This is a genomic window from Geminisphaera colitermitum TAV2 (assembly GCF_000171235.2).
Lineage (GTDB): Bacteria > Verrucomicrobiota > Verrucomicrobiia > Opitutales > Opitutaceae > Geminisphaera > Geminisphaera colitermitum.
The window spans coordinates 31,552-50,871 of sequence record NZ_ABEA03000135.1; the positions used below are offsets into that span (position 1 = coordinate 31,552).

Consider the following 19,320-nt stretch of genomic DNA (forward strand, 5'->3'; position numbering starts at 1 on the left):
AACAACACAGAACCTTCCTGCGCCGAATATATGCTTCCCAAAATCTGCGCAACTTGACAGACACTACCCTTATAGATGAAGGATGGCGTATTTCCAGCGATTCGGCAAGTCCGTCCTTGATAAGGCGAGATTCACGGACCAGACACCTTCTGAAAATTTCACACGGAGGCACGGAGAAATACACCAGAAGAGCTATCCGTTATCTACCAATTCCTGAACCTGTAGTGTTTTGTCTTTTTCGTTTTGTCGTATAATCAGAAGCTTTCGGGCATTCAACCATGCCTCCGTATAGCCACGATAAAGGATTTTGAAGTCGTCCTGCCCTTGTTTTACCGCCAATCCCAACGGGAAACGGGGTGTCGATTTGTCATCCCTGTCCTTTAATAATTCCGGCGGATAGGGAATAGGATTGGATAGCAACTTGGGTAAAACAATATTGGTATTCCCAATCTTGGCATAAAGTTCCTGCCCTGTAAGATTAAGGATTCGTGTGAAGTGGATCGGAAATGCGTCGATGCTGTCGTCAATCGGCATCCCCCTCACTTCCTTGCCGTTGGCGGATGGTACAACGGCAAAGAGAACAAGTGCATTTTTGGTTTGGCCTGGCCATGCTATTTCGCTGAGAGGTTTCCATGGCTTTTGGGTATTCTCGCCATCCTTGGCGACGAAGACCAAATGAATTGGCTTCTTTTTCAGGGCAATGGGTTGTGAACGGCGGTTGGTCGACAGTTTGACCATCGGAATATCGTTCGCGTTTATATAACAGTAAAAATTCTCCAGTATTTCATCATTTGCCAATGCGATGGCGCAAAATGAATAGGGATGGGTATCCTTCCCCTCGGTTCGTCTCTCTTTATCGGGGACTGATTGCGCAAATGTCGTCCAAAGTGGAGACAGGAATAAGACAAGCCGGATTAAATTTCGTCTGTGGTGAGCCATCGGAAGGAGATTATCTTGAATTGTCGTCCAAATTTATAGCTGGCGGGAGGGTTTAATTCGTTATCGGTGCTGTATGAGCCAGAGGTGGGTTTCGTGAGATCGGGGACTCGCTGCACCGTTGCTTCGCACCATGCTCGCGATATAATCTCTTCGGTTATGGGATTCCTGACATCCCCATATGCTCTGACAAGAAACGTATCGGAACGCGCTGTTATGAATTGTGCCATTGATGCAACGACATCCGCCTGTGTCAAAGCACCCGCTGTATTGCGCAGATCGGCAGAGATGGAACTGTTTATTCCTTGGGTTGTAATCGCTCCTTCTATTACTCCAGAATTTATAAATTCTTTTAAGCTGTCAAATGGCTTATTATTTGAAGTTGTCCAACTCTGTATTTGATCTACGATCTTTTGTGCCAGATTCTGAATTGCGTTGGTTGCGTTTACTTGTCGTCCTGCGCCTTCAAGCGCATCCATATCACTTATGGAAGTGCTGCCATCAACAGGTTTCGAAAGTTGCTGCGCACCGTGTGGAAAACGAAAAAATACATCATCCAGATTAGGTTCTGTGCCTCCCTGATATTCCCAATCCGACAGTGCATTGCCCAGCAGCATTGTCCATGCATCCTTGGATGTTGAATTAATATTAAATGCGCCTTTAATCACTAAATAGCGTGCGGCTTTATCATATGCCTTTATGTCGGAACGAATATTGGCCTCTGACATTGCTGATTGGCCCTGAGGCAAATATATGTGTATGTAACGATTGGGTAATGCAAGCGGTGAGCCAAATCCCCAATTGCTGCTTAATACGATATCGTGCCCCTCTCGCGGTATAGTTGATACGAAACATTCATCCAATATGGCATTATCCCCCCCCCCCCAAGGACTACCAATAGAATATGCTTTATTTTTTTTCAGATGAGTCAGCATTCCCAATGAAGTCACCTCCTGACGGGGAAGGTCAAAAAGTATGATTTTTGACTGACCAGCAAATAGGCCATCCACATCGCCGCTCAAACTCGATGGGGCTTTTGTGGATGCCAGAAGAGTAAGGTCTGTGGTCGGAGTGGCGCCAGTTATATCAATATTTACTCGTGGATCACTGCTTGTATGCGGCGTCCCAGATGAGTTTTCAGGATTTCCATTTGTCCATTGCTGGAGATTGTTGGCCAATATAAATCCATAACCAAAATCATAACTGCCTGAAGGTGATATGTCAGATTCATTATCGAATTCTAGATTATATGATTGAATTTCGGTATTTCCTATTTCGGCCATTCGCATTGTCACCTTTAGGTTGGAAACAGCTTCTACTTCGATTTTATCAATATCTGTGTCAGCAGTAGTTGTTTGTGTTAATACTGTTTGTGCCGCTCCACTCCCGCCCCCGACCGAAAGCCCGGCGCTGATTGTTCCAGAAATTCCTTTGATTTCGCCGGGCTCCAAGATCAAGGTATTTGGTATGTTTATCGTTACAGGTGAGGCCAAGGAAATGACTGACGAATACGAAGGTATGGCATCATAACTTGGGCTCAATCCATTCTTTATTTTTATGACAGGTAATGCCCCCTCAACATAAAATTGAATGCCATTTGTACCGCCTATTTCCAATTTGGCCGCATATGGATTCCATAATTCTACATCAATAGCATACCCCATATCAATCACCAAACTGGTTGCGGTGCTGGAGGTGTGATTTTTCTTTATAGAAAATCGGAGTTTAAAATCTGTCACAATCGGGCCAATGGGCATAAGAGCATCAGGAACCGAGTTTTGTGTCCTAGGATAATATGTTGCCTCGTAAGGTGTGGCGGAACCCGGTTCTGGCCTTACGCGCATGAATTTAACAGCGTCGGAGTCTGCTGCTTCATTAAGTGGGGATAAATCTTTTTTTAATATCACATTCCCATCCCCGTTATGTGATGCACTTAAGTTAACAAGCACTCCTTCACTTAATGGCGTTAAATTATGAAATTGCGTGCGAATAGCTTCTGCGCGATTGCTTGCACTAGCAGTTGCATTTGGTAACAGACGCATTTGGGCTCGATTAGTGATCCGTGGCAAAAAGTTAATCGTATCAACATGGATGCTGTCATAGCTGCTGGGTGGGTCATTTAATGTTAACTCCAAACGTGGGCGTATTAAAGATAGTTGATTCAGGCGTTGGCGGTCTTTATTTGTATCAGCGGTGCCAACGGCTCCCCCTCCCCCCCAGTTTTGGCTGTATGTCCCAGAGTTATTATAATCGATACGATTGGCATAGTCTTTGCTGACTGCATCGGTCAGCGCAATGCTTGCCTTCATACCTTCATCGCCAATCCAGTAGGCATAATGGCCAATCGTTGCATCGGTAGTTCCACTCATGCCTGGTATGTCATCTTGCTTGATTTTGATCTTCTGCTTATCTAGCACAATGCGTTTTTTGATATTAGGTTCGCCCCAAACATCGTTGCCCGTCGTAGGTACAGAATACTCGTCAACCAAGGCAACTTCTCCACCGCCTCCCTCGGGTCCGGAGTTGGCGTCATTAAAGAGGTTATGCAAAGCCAATGAAGGAACCATCGTGGCTGGATCTGTCACAATAGAATTTTCATTTCCACTAACCAACCAAGTATCAATAGTATTGGTATTTTTATTCCAAATGCCAGTCAAATAGGGTTGATTGACAGTGGCGCTTTGCCAATCTCCGCGAATTGTAATACGAGCATCTGGCCCGGCGTATTTCTGGAGTTGGCCAACAGCTATATTGAGCGCCATCATCGCATTTTGACGGGCCTTGGCAACATCTTGCGAGTTCGAGGAAACTTGTGTCTCGACCCGCGTCAGCGTGGACATCGCAACCAAGATTAGCACCAAGAAGGCGATCAGCACGATTGTGATCAAAAGGGCGAAGCCGCATTGTTGTTTCTTCGTCTTCATAAATATTTTATTTAACTGATATTTACTGCCGGAGGGGGGAGTCACAGTGCGTTTGTTTTTAATGAAATGCGACGAGTGTAAACTTTTGAATATTTTTCAGCGATTTCCCACCAATTTCCTGTTGTTATACGAGAGCGTTCAAAATCTTCCAAAATCTTGGAACCTTCTGGTGTTAGAATTCTCAACATGATTTCTGCTGCAACAGGAATTCCCGTCCATGTTGATTGATAGTCGTTGCCATACCCTGTATAAGCTGCAGGATCAGAATTACTCGTCGGGTCAGGGTTTGAAGTTGCGACAAAGGTAAATGGCACTGATGATGGCGTAACATTCCCTGCTTTGTGAGGAAAAATTTCTTCCTCATAACCGGTTGTGGCGTTTCGTGCAAAAAAACGAATCCCAAAGTCAATGATATCATTGGCAATCACCAATGACGCTGCTGGACGCCGTATGATGCCTGGGTATCGGTAATTGCTGTCTCCATTCCCTATGTCGTAAACATCCTTTCCTGCATTGCTGTTTGAACTATCTGTGTATGATCCGCGATAAATTATATTATATCCAGCTTTTATTGTGTTTTCAGCGCTAACCTCAGAACGGAAAAACATATAGCGATATTGAGCACTCACGGCGGGATTTCCAATTTGGATGCGTATCAATTGATAAGAGACCGCACAGGGCTGACTTTCAATTGTGCCAGTCGTGAAAAAACGAAGCCAAACGCCAGCATGCCCAAATCTCCAATCTTCCAATTTATCACTGGTATCGATATCGAATGATTTATTATTACCTAAAATTGTATTGTTGCTTCCTGACGCACTTGAACTAGGTTTCCTCGTCGTCGTTGTGCCAGATCCAGCATTGTTTATGGGGGTCCATTTCGTATAGAATGGGGGTTTATCGCTACCTGATGCACTTACACCAATTTTTGTGTCGCCTGCTGTTGCACCACCACCAATGTCAACAGTTTGATCTCTTTGTACTGTTGCCGCAAGCCAATTATTCCCATCTTGTTTGAAGAGCATTCCTTCAAGATCGGTTGCTAATTGATTAAAAACGAAACGAGCTTGATTTTCTGTCGTGAGATTTGCAGCGGATTGATTCCATGCGTTTAGCACGCTCATAGTGATCGTCACCATCAAAGTTATCAGCATGGCGGTTATCCCAAGGGCGACAAGCAATTCAATAATTGTAAATCCGTCTTTCCGCTTAATAAGATTTTTTTGAATAAACGATTCCATAGGAGGTGGGTTTTAACGAACAATAGCCGAGGGGACGATCAAGGCGTTGCGTTGTGATTCTTCCACAGGACTTCCATCACCATCGGCAGTTGGCATATAAGCTGGCCATGAGATTTTCACATTAAATGCAATGAAACCAGAATTTGGATCAGGATCTAGATTGTCATTTTTTAATAATTTAATTTCAAAAAATTTCTCTCCATTTTTCCCAGATGGCCACATGTCCTCCGTTCCTGAACCATCCTTTTTTGAAATCTTAGCCGTTCCAGATCCTATCTTTTCTCCACTTCGATTTGCATAGATTAGGGAAGATGGAGAATTTATAAAACTGACAAATGTCGAATAATTGCTGTGTTTGTATTCCTCTTGTAATCCGGCTTGAATACGTGTGAGAAGTCGGGATGCGTCATCACTTTCTTTATTTTCGACAATGGATTTGCTTGTGGCAGCCAAAACGCCCAAAACACTAACTACTGCCAATGCAAAAATACCAGTGGCCACAACCACTTCGACAAGTGAGAAACCAGTTTTTAATTCATTCGTTTTCATTTTAGAGTTTATCAATCACCACCTGAACTGTCTGAATGAAAGGCATCTTTCTCATTCAAGAATGTAACGATGCCATATGTGCCAATTTTGAGGCCGAGCACATTGTTTTCGTTTTCAAAGGAAATGTGCGCAGGAGATAGTAATTGTGCAGGAGCCAATGCGATGCGATCTCCTGAACTTATCCATGCGGGCCCAGTGCCGCCTTGTGCCGCTTCTTTTGTCTGACTTCGTAAACCACCCGACGTAAAGACGACCAATGGCTGATAATTTCCTCCTACAGTTTCGGACCCTGTGGCTTGCATTCGCATGTCTGTAATCGTATCTGCTTCAGTGCCTGCATCGGTTTTTAACACAGTGGAGATTGCAGCAGTCGGTAATGTCGTGGGCCAACTACTTGCAAGGGTCACGTTGCTACCGCTTGAAAATTGTCCATGACCAGGCACGATAAATATGCCTTTGGGAAGCGATGTTGCAGTACCAGTCGTCACCCATTTCCCTGATGAATTTTCGTAAGCGACACGCAAGGTGGACAGAAACCCATTGGAGGCTTCATCATTGGTATTGGTGGTAACATTGACGAAGACACCCGCGCGGGCGTTTTTGAGTGCGGCTTGGGAGCGGGCGGCGGAGATAAGACTGTTGACAGTAGCTTGGGCGGCTTGGAGGGAAGTGCCGCCATCGTTTGTTTTTAGTGCAACCCCAATGCCTGCAGCCAGAACCCCAATCAGGCCTATCACCACCAACAGTTCGATAAGCGTGAACGCTTTTGTTTGTTTTATCGTTTTTTGATGCATGGCGTGCGTTGTAAGGAGGTATTCGAAGTGGGAGGGTTATTCCCAACTTTTCACGCCTTTGCCTTTGTCCCCAGCGGAATAGATGATGACACTAGCGCGAACTCCTTCAGTTGGAATACCCAGTTTGGCTTTTGTGAAAATTTCTCCATCATTGCCTGTTACGTCTTCAAAATCAGCAACATCTTTTTCGCTAGCTGTTCCATTCTTTGTAATCCGTCCGTCACCATTTTTATCAGAGATAATGACTATTTCCGTATTTCCAAACGCATCCTTTATTTTGTAGTCATTTGTAAGCTCATCCGTTGCAAATGAATAGAAACCAAGTCTTTTTCTGTTCCCACAAAGATTGTCTTTATCATCATCCTCTATTTTGGCACCATTTGGTTCTTTGCCTGTCAGTGCTCCAGCAAGTAATCTTGTCTCTGTTGCCCCAGTCAGCTTTTTAATGTTTGGAGTGCTCGTTGTGCTTGTGTAAAGAGATGGATAAAAGCCATATTCTTGTTTGAAAAGTTCGTAGGCTTGGATGATTTGCGAAAACTGGACTTTGGTTTTTGCCTTCTTGGCGGAAGTGCGAACAGAACCGACCGTCGGGATAATAATTGCAGCCAAGATGCCGATAACGGCAATCACGGTGAGAAGCTCAATGAGTGTGAAGGCTTTGTTCCTATGGATGAGATGTTTCATATTTCAAAAAAATTGTAATGGTGAGGTTCGGACGAGGGGGGAGACTATTCGTTGGCGTAGATATTATCAGCATTTTTATCATCGGAGGCGGTTGGTAAATCCCCGTTTGTGCCAGGTTGTGTGAAGGTCCCGTTCGGACCGGCTGAAAATAGAATATAAGATGGGTTTTTCCATGTACCGGGACTGGAACTGTTTTTATAGGAATACAGATAACGTTTTCCCCACGGGTCGAGGAAGGCATTGGCAACGGAAATTGTATTGCCTGATGTTGGCAAATTGGCAGTCTCCAGCGTGAACTTGCCAAGTTCCACAAAACTACGCCCGTCTATGGGATCGCCTTTGGGGCCAAGTTTTCCGGCAAGCGAATTGAAAAATTTACCCGATACACTGGTTTCGTTTAATGTAGCTGTAATTTCAGTCGCCGCGATACGATTTGTTTGCGGATAATCCCCATATTGCCGTTTATAGTTTTCCAAGGCAACGGACAGGGCGGCGAGTTCGGCTTTGGCTTGGTTAATGGCGGCGCGTTCATTGACGCCTTTTGTGATGCCGAAGGTGATGCCAGCCAAAATTCCGATGATTGCGATGACGGTAAGCAGTTCAATCAAGGTAAAGGCTCGGCGGGGGGGGGGGGGGAGGGGAGTTGAACGTTGACCGCTGAATGCTAAACGCTGAAGTGGCGGAGTGAGGCGATGATGGGAGAATTTTCGAAGCATAGGGGGAAAGCTGAACAGGGAAAGGCATCCGTTTTCGGGGAGCAATCGCAAAGATGGGCTTGGAGGGGGAAAAGGCATGGGTGACGTTGGGTAAGACACGCGGACGGGGGAAAAGTTAACCGGAAAGCTGAAAAGTCAGGACCTGAAAATCCATTTTTTAACCATTAATGCACACTAATGGACTCTGATGGAAAACAGATTCACTGAAGTTACGTGACGGAGGATTGCAGAAAAAACGCGCGCCAACCCAAATCCCCGAAGCGGGCGGGACGCCCGCGCCATAGCGTAGCGCAGGCATCCTGCCTGCAAGTCAGTCTATTGCGCGAAGTGCCGCTTTCCCAAATAACACAATCAGCAAAAAGCAGAAGAGAGCACCGCGCTTCGCGCAACCTATGGATTGCAGGCGAGACGCCTGCGCTACGGGATGCACGTTGCGGGCGGGACGCCCGCGCCACGGACGCTTCGCGTAACATCAGTTGTCAGACATGCTGGGCTTGCGCCTGCTTGCGCGCCGTCTGCCAACGCCTCCAGGCGAAGAATGCGATTCCTGAGCCCAGCATCATGAAGCCGTAGGTGGCGGGTTCGGGCACCGGAGCACCGGGAGTGATGAGACCGCCGCCCCAGGTGCCGGTGGCGTAAACGTTGCCGTTGTTGTCGGCGTATTGGATGTTCACTACAGGGGTGCCGGGATTTCTTCCGGTGAAAACATCGCCCTTGGAGTCGTCCCAGTTGACGATGGTGATCGTGATGCCGTCAGCGATGGAGATGTTGCCCCACTCTTGAACATTAAGCTGGGAGCCTCCTTCGCCGAAATCGATTACCGAGTCTCCAGTGATGATCAGGTTGGCGATGGTTTGAGAGGTGTTGCCGAGGTGCAGCGTGCTGCCTTCGTTCAGCGTCACGGTTTGCCAGTTGGGAATCTGGTTGTTCTGCCCGAAGATGACAGTGCCGCCATTGTTGACGGTGAGCGTGCTGTTGATTGCGGCGCCATTGTGGTCGAGGACAAGCGTGCCGTTGTTCACGGTCACGGCGCCGGTGCTCATGCTGCCGTTGCCGCTGATGGTGGTGGTGCCGCTTCCATTCAGGGTGATGGAACCGCTGTTGATGGAGCCGTTGAAGTTGACGTTGCCGCTGCTGGAAATGTTCATGCCGCTGCTGCCACCGGTGACCGGTCCCGTAAAATTGGCGTTGGCCGAGCCGCTGATGTTAATGCCGCCGGTGGCCTGAACATTGGCAAAGTTGTTCGTGCCGGCGCTCATGTTCAGCGTGCCGACGTTGAGCTGGCCGTTGAAGCTGCTGGCGCCAGTGCCGGTAATATTGACTGTGGAGGCGGTGGTCTGAGTGCCGAACGTGCGGCTGCCGCTGCCGGTGAGGTTGAGCGTGGCGACAGAGCTGACCTGGCCGGAGATGGTGATGGCAGAGGAGCCCGCCAGCGTGAGGGTGTTGTTGCCACCGTTGAAATTGTCAGTGGAGACGATCGCGCCGACGGCGGCGTTCCATGTCTGATTGGCTGAGAGGGCGATCTGGCTCTGGATTGTCTGGGTTCTGGTGCTGTTGTTGGTGACGCCGCCCGTGCCGATGGTAAACTGGCCTCCAGTGAGGGTGAACGCCCCGGCGGTGCTATTGAATGAAAGCGATTTGACCGTCCAACCCCACTCGACAGTGGGACTAAGGCGCGTGCTCCCGGCGAAAATCAAATCGGCCCCGGCTCCTTGTGCGGGAGCGCCATCGGGGTTCCAGTTTCCGGCCGTGGATAAATTGTTGTTGCTACCGCCTCCATCCCATGTGTAGGTCGCTGATTGCAAATTGATTACAACCAACAGCCCCATCGCCAGAAGGGCTGCTGCGCGCATCGTGTGGTAGCTGATGCGACGCATCGAAAAGATGTGTCCCAAGTCCATTTGTAAAAAATGAGTAAATGGATCATTGGGGTCTCGTCAATAGGTATATCAGGTATTCACCCTACATTTAAATAGGGAGCATGCATCATCTCTCTCGTTTTCGCCCCCCCCCCCCCCCCCCCCCGGTTCGCAGTCAGAGTCCGTAGGGACGGAGGAGGGCGAAAATTTCCTGAAGGAGCGGATCGTGCTGGATGGCGGACCAAGGGTGGTTGCTGGAGATGCGCACGAACCACTGGTCCCCGGCGGTGCGGAAGCCGTGCCGCCAGGCGAGTTTGAGGAGCGAGAGGGCCGAGCGTGGATCGGTTTGGGAGAGGGCGTGTCCGTCGTGCAGATGCCAATACCAGACGTTCTGGACGACGCCTGTTTGCGTGAACGAACGGTACGTGGGGGCGGGCAGCGATTGATCGCCCACGAGGAAGGGCGCGGGCGGAGGTTCGGGGGAATTCATCTGCCAGCCGCCTGCGGGCCAGCAGGCATCGGGCGTGTGCATGGCCACCCGGCTTACCGGTGCTTGTCCAGCAGGCCAGTAGGCAAGATAGACGGTGATCTGGAGAGGGCCGGGCGTCCCCGCCGATGGGGAGCGACGCACGTAGGTGCGCTGAATGATGTATTGGGTTTCAAGGATGCCGCTGAAGCGGTGGAGATCCTCGGTGGCGACGAGATCCCAGCCGGGGGGGGGGTGGGACGGCAGGATGGCTGCCAGGTCGGGAGGCGGAGCGGGATTACGGGGAGGACTGCGGGTGTTGATAACGAAGAAAGCGACGAGCAGGGTGACGGCAATCGTGGCGGCGAGTGCATCCCAAGGGTGCCGGGAAGCCGGGCCGGCGGCGGGTGGGGCTGGCGATGGCACGGGTGGCGTGGCCGGCAGCTTGGCCGGCAGCTTGGCCGGCTGCATGGCTGGCTGCGGGGTGGAGGCTGGCCGGTTTTCGAGCATGACGGCGATTCCCGCAATGGCCGCGACGGTGATGCCGAGCACGGCGAAGCCCGTGGCATCGTGCCAGGTTCCGTTGATGTCCACGCCGGAGTTGGCCAGAAGCGTGAGAGCGAGCGAACGGAGGATGTTCATGCCAAACGCGAGCGGCGGGGCGAGGGCGATGAGGAGCACGCGAGCCCAGGGACGGCGCACGAGCGTAGCGGAGAAAAACAGGGCGGCGACGATGCACGAGAGCAGGCTGCGAATGCCGCTGCATGCCTCCTCGACGCCCACGCTGGCATGGGCGAGGAGGATCACATTGCCGGCGGTGTCGGCGGGGATGCCGAGCAGGTGCAGCGAGGCAAGCACGAGGTCGGTTATCCAGAATTGGAGTTGGAGCGTGAGCCGGGAATAGGTGCCGGGGGGGATGGGTGCGCAGAGTGGCCAGAGCGCGATGGCGACGAGGGCCGGCCAGTTGAGCGGCAGGGCGCGCACGCGGTTGCCGGACAGCCAGAGGAGCAGTGCGAATTGGAGTGCCGAGAGGGCCAGGGACAGTGACAGGCTGACGAGGGGATGGGCCCAGTCCACGGCCGCCGCATAGAGTCCGGCAATGATGACCAGCATTACGCTGGCTGCGAGCGAAGCGCCGCGTAACAGGCGCAGGCCGGTCGTGTCGGCGTGATGTCTCCACGGACCGTTGCGACGGCTTTCATAGAGCAGGATCAGGAAGAGGACGGGGGTCAGCAGGCCGTGCGAGAGGTCGGGATTGTGCGTCCATTCGGGCCACATGCGCAGGCAAAGGGCGAGCATGAGGCCAGCGGAGAGCACGAGCGTGATCCAGGCGGGTTTGGAGAGCGGAGGTGGAGGCGGGAGGCGGTTCATTGACCGGGAGGGGAGGGTGGCGGCTTGAGGCGGTCGAGCAACGCATAGGTTGTCTCAAACGGGAGTTGCCGCAGCGCGGGCAGATGGTTTTCGGCATGAACGTCTTCGCCTTTAACAAGGCCGCGCCCGATGATATCGAGGCTGCGGAATGGAACGCGGGCGATGGTCCTGATATGAACTGCGGCCCAGTCGAGCCGGGGCTGGTCGCGTCCGACGCCCGCCGCGCAAAAGAGCGCGAGATAGGCCGGGTAGTTTTCCGTGGTGTCGGGAAGGGGAGCTTGGGCGAGACGGTCAAACACGAGGGCAAGCCGGGCGGAGTCAGGATGGCGGATGAGGTGCGTGGCCAGCAGTTCCACGACGGCCGGCGTGGGATCGGCGAGGAGCAGGGAGCTGATTTCGTTGCGCAGAATCGAGTCCCACCCGAGAGCTGCGAGGGCGTCGAAGCGCAACGAAACGAAGTCGCGCCGACGGAGCAGGCCGGCCCTGTTCTCCAGCAGAGTGATGACCTCGTGGGCGTGGCCGAGTTGGATGAGGCGGCGGCAGACGAAGAAGAAGGAAAACGGGTCGGTTGTGTTGCTGGCGATGGCAGCGAGGCGGGGGGGAATGGCTGCGGGCGGCAGGGTGCCCAGGTCTGCGTGGAGGGCGAGCAGGTCGGAGGCCCAGGCTGGCAGGTGAGGGGAATTGCGCAGAGTGGAGATTACGTTGCCGTTGCCGGTGCGGAGATTGGCAAAGAGGAGTGCGTGCATCCAGACGGCGGCCTGGTCCGTGGAGACTTGGAGGCGGGAGGCGGCCAGGGTTTCGATGGTCTGGAAATCACCGCGAACGATGAGAGCACGGAGCCAGAGTTGCGCGATGGCGGCGGCCTGCGCCGGGTGCTCGTTTATGAGTCGCTGGTGGACGTGGTCGGACAGGCCGGGATTGCTGGCTTGGGACAGGTTGGCAAGGAGCAGGCCGACTTGGTAGTTGCGCGGATCCAGATTGTAGGCGGTGGAGAGCGCCATGAGGGCCTGCCGGTTGTCGCCCGCTGCCGAGGCATGGCGGTATTTTTCCAGAAAAAACTCGGCGCGGATGGCAGGGTATTTTTTCCAGGCGGGAGGCCAGAGCACACCGGGGTAGGTGACTGCGTAGCCGACCGTGCGAAGGAAGGTAAACGCCCCCAGTGTCGCCACGAGGTAGAGGACGAGCACGACGCCGCCGTGGAAAGCGAGCGCGCGACCCCAGAAGGGCCGCACGTCGGACCGGTTCACGGAACAGCGCCAGAGGCCGGCTTCGGTACGCTGGAGGAGTGGGCAGAGGCGGCGAAAGCGCACGGGGCTGTTCCAGCCCGCCAGAGCTTCGCAACCGGTTTCCCACGCGCGGCCGGAGTCGCTGGGATGCTGGCAGGGACAGCGGCCCCGCGTGGAACGGACCTTCCAAGCGGTTTTGCGCGCGTTCCAGTAAAAGAACCCCCATGCCAGTCGAAAAAAATCGGTGAACCACCCCATGTGCGAACAATATGGTAATGAGGAGATTTCCGTTTCGGCAACTTCTTATATGGGGTAAAAGCCTTACTGATCTTTGACGAAATTCCCTGGGTGGGCTAAACTTATTTTTTACAAATGAACTCAGGACACATCTCTTCGATGCGTCGCATCAGCTACCACACGATGCACGCCGTGGCCTCACTGGCCACTCTGACCTGCGCCCTCATTGTCGCCCCAACAATCCGCGCATCAACGGCTAACGAAGCCATTATTAACTACGCCAGCGCCATCCAAGGCTACAATCTGGTCACCTTCGGCAACACCAGCATGGGCGGCAACAGCAAGACCGACTCCGCCGTTGCCGTTGGGGGGGATTTCACCTTGGGCAGTGGCTCGGAGATCGCCCGCAAGGACGCTCTCTATCCGCAGAGCAGTTCCGCCCTTACCCTGTATGTTGGCGGGCAACTCGCCTTGCAGGGGGAATCGAAACTCCGCAACGGTTATGCCTCCACGCCCGGCATGGCTGGCAGTTGGACTGACGTCTCTCCGAATTCCAACCAGATCAAATTCATGGCCGGCGGTCAGATTTTGAATCTGGAAAATTCCAAAGACCCCAACCGCTCCCTCAATCCTGGCACCAACGGAGCCAGCCCCAACTGGGCGTGGAACGACTTGCAGTCCACGTTTGCCGCCGCCTCCAAGACCTTGGCCGCCGTCACCGCCACCGCGTCAATCATCGTGACCGACCAAACTCTTAGCGTGTCCGTGCCCAGTGGAGTCACCGGTATTGTCACGGTGACGCTCGATGCCAACCTCTTCGTTGGCAATCAGTACAACGGCCAGACAGTCAGTTCGGTCCGCATTGATGTGCCCGACGATGTAAACCTTGTGATCAACGTCACCAACGCCGCCGGACGCACGGTTATCGCCGCCTCTGGAGTCAATGTCCATGAAGGCACCAACAACGACCACCTGCTCTGGAACATCCTCCCCGGTTCCCTCACCGACACCAGCACCACCGTTCAATCCGCGACCCTTCTTGGCAGCAACTCCTCTCAATTTTACGGGAGCATCCTTGCCCCGCTGGTGGACCTTAACGTGGGCAACGCCACCAAGATTTACGGCCAGATTGTGGCCAATAGCTACACTCAGGGGCAGGGCGGGGAGCTTTATTACAACGGGGCCTTTACCGCCGCGCCTTCCGTTGCCTTTTCCCCCGTCCCCGAGCCTCAGACCTGGGGCATGATGATGGTGGGTGCAGGCGCTTTTGTGCTCGGCCTCAAATCCTGGCGTGACCGCAAGCGCAAGCAGGCGGCCGCTTGCCCCGTGGCACTTCCCCAACAGGTGTAGCCCTCTCAAGTGCGGCAGGATTGGCCGGAGGGCGGGTCTCCTGACCCGCCAGACGCGGCGCAGCCGCGCCCATCCGTATCATAATCCTGTATTCGGAAGGGCGAGGCTTGCTGACGCGAGCCGAGCCTCGTCGGCAGAGATCGGCCGATCGTCCCCCCCCCCCCCTCGCCCCCCGGTGCCTGACATCACTTTGAGGCACCCCATCCCCATCGCCCCTTGCCTTCTGCGTTGAACAACCTCGTCGCGCCCCCCTAACTCCCGGGTTTCCTGCATGTCCGACGCTCCTCCCGACGCCTCCTCCAACCTATCCACAACGACGACGCTCTCCCCCCCCGCGCCGCCCGTTCACGTGGCGATCATCATGGACGGCAACGGACGCTGGGCCCGCCAGCGCGGCCTGCCCCGCCTCGAAGGCCACCGCCGCGGAGCCGACGCCGTGCGGGCCGCCATCGAAGGCGCGCAAGCGCAAGGCATCCGTTATCTCACCCTCTACGCCTTTTCCTCGGAAAACTGGAAACGTCCCCAGGATGAAGTGGGCGGTTTGATGAATCTCCTGGAGCATTTCCTCAAACGCGAAACCAAGACCCTCGTCAAAAATCGCATCCGCCTGCGCACCATTGGACGGACCGACGCCCTCCCCCCCCCCGTCCGCGCGCAACTCGCCGCCGCCATTGAGGCCACCGCGCCGTTTACCGAACACACCCTCATCCTCGCGCTCAACTACGGCTCGCGTATTGAACTCACCGATACGGTTCGCCGGATCGCCGTCGATGCCGCTGCGGGCACGCTCACGCCCGATGCCATTACGTGGGACGCCATTGCCGCCCGTCTCGACACTGCGGACATTCCCGATCCCGACCTTGTCATTCGCACGTCGGGCGAGATGCGCATCAGCAATTTTCTGCTCCTGCAAGCCGCCTATGCGGAGTTTATTTTTACGCCCGTCCTCTGGCCTGATTTTCGAGAAACCGACCTCGCCGCCGCCGTTGCCGAATACCACCGCCGCGAACGCCGCTTCGGCTGCACCGGCGAGCAAGCGCGGGACGGAAAGGCTGAAAGCCTGAAGGCTGAAGGCTGAAAATCCGAAATCTGAAAAAAACATCAACCCTCCATCTTCACCACCGTCCACATCCATCCTGTCGCCACTCCGCACTCCATCCTTCCGTTTTTTTTCAGCCTTCAGCCCTTTATTTTCCCATGCTCAAACGCACACTCAGCACTCTTTCCCTCTGGGCCATTGTCATTGGTGTCCTCTGGTTTTTCGGCGCTCCCGGCGCGGTCGCGCTGGCCGTCCTCGTCGGCGCACTTACCCAGCTCGAACTCTGCCTGCTGGTCAGAAAAATGGGACACCGCCCCTTTGTTCGCACCAGTCTCCTTTTTGGCATTCTAATCATGTTCGCCCCGGCCGCCGAAATCGTCGCCAACGCCCTGTTCGCCAACTCCAGCTGGCAGATGGAGAGCGGCAGCTTTTTTCTCCTCCATGCGTGCCGGTTTGCGGGCAACCCCGCCAACCTCCTTGCCCTTGCCGCCATCGTTTGTGTTCTCCTCCTCCTCGCGCGCCGCGACATGGAAAACCGCGTCGAGTCCCTTGCATGGACGCTCTTCGTTCTCCTCTGCGTTCCCTTCCTCCTCCATTACCTTGTCAGGATAATTTGCATCAACGTCCCCCATCCCCGTACCGGTGTTGTCCTTGCCCTTTGGCTCATTGCCACCGCCAAGTTCTGCGATGTCGGTGCGCTCCTCACCGGGCTGGCCTGCGGCAAACACAAAATGGCGCCGCTCACCAGTCCCAAGAAAACCTGGGAAGGCGCGGTTGGCGGTGTCCTAACCTCCGTGTTGGTCAGTGTTGTCATCGTCGCCTACTGCAGTGCATGGCTCCCCGACTCCCTCACTCCTGCCATTGCCGCCGCCATCGCCGTCCCCATTGCAATCCTCGGCATTGTCTCCGATCTGCTTGAGTCCGTCATCAAACGTCGGGCCGGTGCCAAAGATTCCGGCAACATCATCCCCGGCATCGGCGGAATATTTGACCTTACCGACAGCCTCCTCCTCGCCGCTCCCGCTGCTTGGTTCCTCCTGGCCTCCCCAATCGGACTCCTTCTCTTCGCCCTATTCCAGTAAACCCCCTCCCTCCCCGCGCCCATCATTCAGCCTTCAGCCCATTACATGAAACGCGTCGTCCTCCTCGGAGCCACCGGATCGATCGGAGAAAACACCCTCGCCGTCCTTCGTGCCCACCCCGACAAACTCCGACTCATTGGCGTCGGAGCCTGTCGCAACGCGCAAAAACTTGCCGCCATCTGCCGCGAATTTTCCGTCCCCCACGCCGCCCTCACAGACCCCGTCGCCGCCAATGCATCCCCCCCCCCCCCCCCCCTCACAAAACTCCACACCGGCCCCGATTCCCTCTCCATCCTGGCAACGCTCCCCGAAGCCGACATCGTTCTCGTCGCCGTCGTTGGCACCGCCGGGCTTGCCCCCGCGCTCGCCGCCCTTGCCGCCGGCAAAGACCTCGCCCTCGCCTCCAAAGAAATTCTCGTCCTCGCCGGCCCCTTCGTCCTCGCCGCCGCGAAAGCCAGCGGAGCCCGACTCCTCCCCGTGGACAGCGAGCACAACGCCGTTTTCCAATGTCTCACCGGCCACTCTGCCGACGACGTCCGCCACATCCACCTCACCGCCTCTGGAGGAGCCTTCCGCGACTGGCCCGCTGCGCGCCTCGCCCACGCCACTCCCGCCGACGCCCTCCGGCATCCCAACTGGAGCATGGGCCCCAAGATCACCGTCGATTCCGCCACGCTCGCCAACAAAGGACTCGAACTCATCGAAGCCCAAATCCTCTTCGGCCTCCGCCCCGATCAATGTCACGCCGTCCTCCACCCGCAAAGCATCGTGCATGCGCTCGTTGAATACACCGACGGCTCAATCATGGCGCAAATGACCCCCCCCTCCATGACCTTCCCCATCCAGCACGCCCTGCTTCACCCCGACCGCGCCCCCGACGCCGCCCGCACCACGCTCGATTTCACCCAAACCCTCTCGCTCGACTTCCGCCCCATCGACCCCGCCCGCTATCCCATGCTCGGCCTCGCCCGCGCCGCCATGCACGCAGGAGGCGCGGCCCCTGCGGTTTACAACGCCGCCAACGAAATCGCCGTTGCCGCCTTCCTCGCCGGTCGGCTCCCCTACCTTGCGATTCCCCAAGTCGTGGAGCAGACTCTCTCCACGATCCCGATCGATATGATGACCACGCCCACCGAACTTTCCGCCGTCCTTGCGGCCGATGCCGAAGCCCGCCGAATCGCGGAGCAAAAGGCTGAAGGGCTGAAAGCCTGAAGGCTGAATGCCCCCGCCGCGATAATACACAAACGAACACCAACAACCTCCCATTACCAACTCCACCCTTCAGCTTCCACCATCCACCCTTCAGCCTTCAGTCCTTCAGCCTTTTCCCACATGTCCATCACCACCGTCCTCTCACTCCTCTGGGCCCTCGTCCTCATGGCCCTCTTTTTTGGCGGCTCGATCTTCGTTCACGAACTCGGCCACTTCCTCGCCGCCCGCCGCCGCGGGGTGAAAGTGGACCGCTTCTCCATCGGATTCGGCCCCAAAATCTTCGCCTGGACCGGCAAAGACGGCGTCGAATACCGCCTCTCCTGGATACCCCTCGGCGGCTACGTTGCCCTCCCGCAACTCGCCGACATGCGCGGCATTGAGGGCGAACCCACAAGCGTTGCTTCCGATTTGGATGTTGGACGTTCGACGTTGGACGTTGGATGTTCGGGGCGAAGCCCCGCCCCCCCCCCCTCCTATTCCACCAAAATGCTCGTCTTCGTCGCCGGAGCCGTCTGCAACATCATCTTCGCCTTCGCCCTCGCCTCCATCCTCTGGATCGCCGGACTCCCGCAGGAGGAACCCACCCAAATCGGCTACGTCGCCAGCACCCTCGTCACGACCGATGGCAACAAAATCCCCTCTCCCGGTGCCACCGCCGGCCTCCGCCCGGGCGACATCATCACCCACGTTGACGGCAAAGCCGTGTCCCGCTTCCGCGAAATCGAAGACCTCGTCATCCTCGGCTCTGGACGCACCCCCGACGGCTCCCCCGAAGTCGCGCTCACCGTCCTGCGCGACAACACCCCGCTCACCCTCAGCCTCATCCCCGCCTACGTCGGCCCCGAACGCATTCGCTCCATCGGCATCGCCCCCTCCGCCAACCCCGCCGTGGACAGCTTCTCCGCCGACAGCGCCGCGCGCGACGCCGGCCTGCGTATCGGCGACATCATTACACACATCGACGACCGCGCCGCCTACTATGTCGGCTCCATCTCCGACTACCTCCGCGAACACGGAGCCAAGCCCGTCCGCGTCTCCGGCCTGCGTGACGGCCAGCCCTTCACCCTCACCGTCACCCCGCGTCTCGTTAACGACGAAAACACCGGCCAGCCCGTCCCCCGCATCGGCGTTCTCCTCAACCCCCACATCCTCAACGCCCCCCTCGTCCACATCCCCCCGCACGAACAAATCGCGCGCCACATACGCACCACCTGGCGCACGATCGTCAGCCTCGTGAGCCCCAAGTCCGACATCGGCGTTTCCAAACTCAGCGGCCCCGTCGGCATCGCCCACGTCTTCATCCGCCTCGCCCAAGTCGATCTGCGCAGCGTCATCTGGTTCACCGTTCTCCTCAACATCAACCTCGCCATCTTCAACCTCCTTCCCATCCCCGTCCTCGACGGCGGGCACATGATGTTTGCCACCATTGGAAAACTCCGTGGCCGCCCCCTTCCCATGAAATTCGTCATGAACACCCAGGCCGTTTTCATGGCCCTGCTCCTCACGATGATCCTCTACGTGTCCTTCTTCGACATCCGCCGCGTCAAACGCGACATCATGCCCGACACACCCGCCGTCGAACAACCTGCGGACGCTCCAGCCAAATAACATCCGGCTTACGGATTACCGATTAC

15 protein-coding genes are annotated in these 19,320 nt (G+C 55.4%); 5 read left to right on the forward strand and 10 right to left on the reverse strand.

The annotated features are described in order from the left end of the window. Positions 1–192 precede the first annotated feature (192 nt). The 10 genes from OBACDRAFT_RS16035 to OBACDRAFT_RS16060 form a co-directional block, all read right to left on the reverse strand. Positions 193–939, reverse strand: coding sequence for a hypothetical protein (locus OBACDRAFT_RS16035; RefSeq protein WP_157837130.1), 747 nt, complete (start codon positions 937–939; stop codon positions 193–195). Beyond that, complete coding sequence (locus tag OBACDRAFT_RS28385; protein WP_157837131.1) at positions 915–3,860, reverse strand: hypothetical protein; 2,946 nt, start codon at positions 3,858–3,860, stop codon at positions 915–917. The genes OBACDRAFT_RS16035 and OBACDRAFT_RS28385 overlap by 25 nt, the downstream gene beginning before the upstream one ends. A 41-nt stretch (positions 3,861–3,901) precedes the next feature. Next, positions 3,902–5,101, reverse strand: a complete 1,200-nt coding sequence (locus OBACDRAFT_RS26780) for a prepilin-type N-terminal cleavage/methylation domain-containing protein (protein WP_081722108.1) — start codon at positions 5,099–5,101, stop codon at positions 3,902–3,904. A 12-nt stretch (positions 5,102–5,113) separates the two neighbouring features. Further along, the gene (locus OBACDRAFT_RS28390; RefSeq protein ID WP_157837132.1) at positions 5,114–5,650 is read right to left on the reverse strand and encodes a type IV pilus modification PilV family protein; all 537 of its coding nucleotides are present in this window, start codon (positions 5,648–5,650) and stop codon (positions 5,114–5,116) included. Positions 5,651–5,661: 11 nt separating this feature from the next. After that, positions 5,662–6,444, reverse strand: coding sequence for a pilus assembly FimT family protein (locus tag OBACDRAFT_RS26785; RefSeq protein ID WP_081722109.1), 783 nt, complete (start codon positions 6,442–6,444; stop codon positions 5,662–5,664). A 36-nt stretch (positions 6,445–6,480) separates the two neighbouring features. Next, entirely contained in the window at positions 6,481–7,128 is a 648-nt protein-coding gene (locus OBACDRAFT_RS16040) for a type II secretion system protein (RefSeq protein ID WP_043587336.1), read from the reverse strand. Positions 7,129–7,172: 44 nt separating this feature from the next. Then, positions 7,173–7,736: a hypothetical protein gene (locus OBACDRAFT_RS29950; protein WP_052362120.1), complete on the reverse strand. Its 564-nt coding sequence runs from the start codon at positions 7,734–7,736 to the stop codon at positions 7,173–7,175. A 587-nt stretch (positions 7,737–8,323) separates the two neighbouring features. Next, positions 8,324–9,721 (reverse strand): PEP-CTERM sorting domain-containing protein, encoded by a 1,398-nt coding sequence (locus tag OBACDRAFT_RS16050; RefSeq protein WP_157837133.1) that lies wholly within the window; start codon positions 9,719–9,721, stop codon positions 8,324–8,326. A gap of 157 nt (positions 9,722–9,878) precedes the next feature. Further along, the gene (locus OBACDRAFT_RS16055; RefSeq protein WP_043587340.1) at positions 9,879–11,540 is read right to left on the reverse strand and encodes an exosortase/archaeosortase family protein; all 1,662 of its coding nucleotides are present in this window, start codon (positions 11,538–11,540) and stop codon (positions 9,879–9,881) included. After that, a complete protein-coding gene (locus OBACDRAFT_RS16060; protein ID WP_043587342.1) occupies positions 11,537–13,024 on the reverse strand; it encodes a hypothetical protein in 1,488 nt (495 codons plus the stop codon). The genes OBACDRAFT_RS16055 and OBACDRAFT_RS16060 overlap by 4 nt, the downstream gene beginning before the upstream one ends. A gap of 114 nt (positions 13,025–13,138) precedes the next feature. Between OBACDRAFT_RS16060 and OBACDRAFT_RS16065 the strand changes: the two genes are divergently transcribed. The 5 genes from OBACDRAFT_RS16065 (at position 13,139) to rseP (ending at position 19,294) form a co-directional block, all read left to right on the forward strand. Then, positions 13,139–14,353, forward strand: a complete 1,215-nt coding sequence (locus OBACDRAFT_RS16065) for a collagen-binding domain-containing protein (protein WP_043587344.1) — start codon at positions 13,139–13,141, stop codon at positions 14,351–14,353. Positions 14,354–14,624: 271 nt separating this feature from the next. After that, positions 14,625–15,431, forward strand: a complete 807-nt coding sequence (gene uppS, locus OBACDRAFT_RS16070; RefSeq protein WP_081722111.1) for a polyprenyl diphosphate synthase — start codon at positions 14,625–14,627, stop codon at positions 15,429–15,431. A gap of 119 nt (positions 15,432–15,550) precedes the next feature. After that, positions 15,551–16,474 carry a phosphatidate cytidylyltransferase gene (locus OBACDRAFT_RS16075; RefSeq protein ID WP_043587346.1) on the forward strand — a complete coding sequence of 308 codons (924 nt, stop codon included), beginning with the start codon at positions 15,551–15,553 and terminating at the stop codon, positions 16,472–16,474. A gap of 45 nt (positions 16,475–16,519) precedes the next feature. Then, positions 16,520–17,686, forward strand: a complete 1,167-nt coding sequence (gene dxr / locus OBACDRAFT_RS16080) for a 1-deoxy-D-xylulose-5-phosphate reductoisomerase (protein ID WP_043587348.1) — start codon at positions 16,520–16,522, stop codon at positions 17,684–17,686. A 120-nt stretch (positions 17,687–17,806) separates the two neighbouring features. After that, the gene (gene rseP / locus OBACDRAFT_RS16085) at positions 17,807–19,294 is read left to right on the forward strand and encodes an RIP metalloprotease RseP (protein ID WP_043587350.1); all 1,488 of its coding nucleotides are present in this window, start codon (positions 17,807–17,809) and stop codon (positions 19,292–19,294) included. The last annotated feature ends 26 nt before the right edge of the window (positions 19,295–19,320 follow it).

Excerpts from the sequence above, each read along its gene's own strand:
- OBACDRAFT_RS16035 (WP_157837130.1), bottom strand. The coding sequence starts at position 939 with ATGGCTCACCACAGACGAAATTTAATCCGGCTTGTCTTATTCCTGTCT.
- OBACDRAFT_RS28385 (WP_157837131.1), bottom strand. The coding sequence starts at position 3,860 with ATGAAGACGAAGAAACAACAATGCGGCTTCGCCCTTTTGATCACAATC.
- OBACDRAFT_RS26780 (WP_081722108.1), bottom strand. The coding sequence starts at position 5,101 with ATGGAATCGTTTATTCAAAAAAATCTTATTAAGCGGAAAGACGGATTT.
- OBACDRAFT_RS28390 (WP_157837132.1), bottom strand. The coding sequence starts at position 5,650 with ATGAAAACGAATGAATTAAAAACTGGTTTCTCACTTGTCGAAGTGGTT.
- OBACDRAFT_RS26785 (WP_081722109.1), bottom strand. The coding sequence starts at position 6,444 with ATGCATCAAAAAACGATAAAACAAACAAAAGCGTTCACGCTTATCGAA.
- OBACDRAFT_RS16040 (WP_043587336.1), bottom strand. The coding sequence starts at position 7,128 with ATGAAACATCTCATCCATAGGAACAAAGCCTTCACACTCATTGAGCTT.
- OBACDRAFT_RS16050 (WP_157837133.1), bottom strand. The coding sequence starts at position 9,721 with ATGCGTCGCATCAGCTACCACACGATGCGCGCAGCAGCCCTTCTGGCG.
- OBACDRAFT_RS16055 (WP_043587340.1), bottom strand. The coding sequence starts at position 11,540 with ATGAACCGCCTCCCGCCTCCACCTCCGCTCTCCAAACCCGCCTGGATC.
- OBACDRAFT_RS16060 (WP_043587342.1), bottom strand. The coding sequence starts at position 13,024 with ATGGGGTGGTTCACCGATTTTTTTCGACTGGCATGGGGGTTCTTTTAC.
- OBACDRAFT_RS16065 (WP_043587344.1), top strand. The coding sequence starts at position 13,139 with ATGAACTCAGGACACATCTCTTCGATGCGTCGCATCAGCTACCACACG.
- uppS (WP_081722111.1), top strand. The coding sequence starts at position 14,625 with ATGTCCGACGCTCCTCCCGACGCCTCCTCCAACCTATCCACAACGACG.
- OBACDRAFT_RS16075 (WP_043587346.1), top strand. The coding sequence starts at position 15,551 with ATGCTCAAACGCACACTCAGCACTCTTTCCCTCTGGGCCATTGTCATT.
- dxr (WP_043587348.1), top strand. The coding sequence starts at position 16,520 with ATGAAACGCGTCGTCCTCCTCGGAGCCACCGGATCGATCGGAGAAAAC.
- rseP (WP_043587350.1), top strand. The coding sequence starts at position 17,807 with ATGTCCATCACCACCGTCCTCTCACTCCTCTGGGCCCTCGTCCTCATG.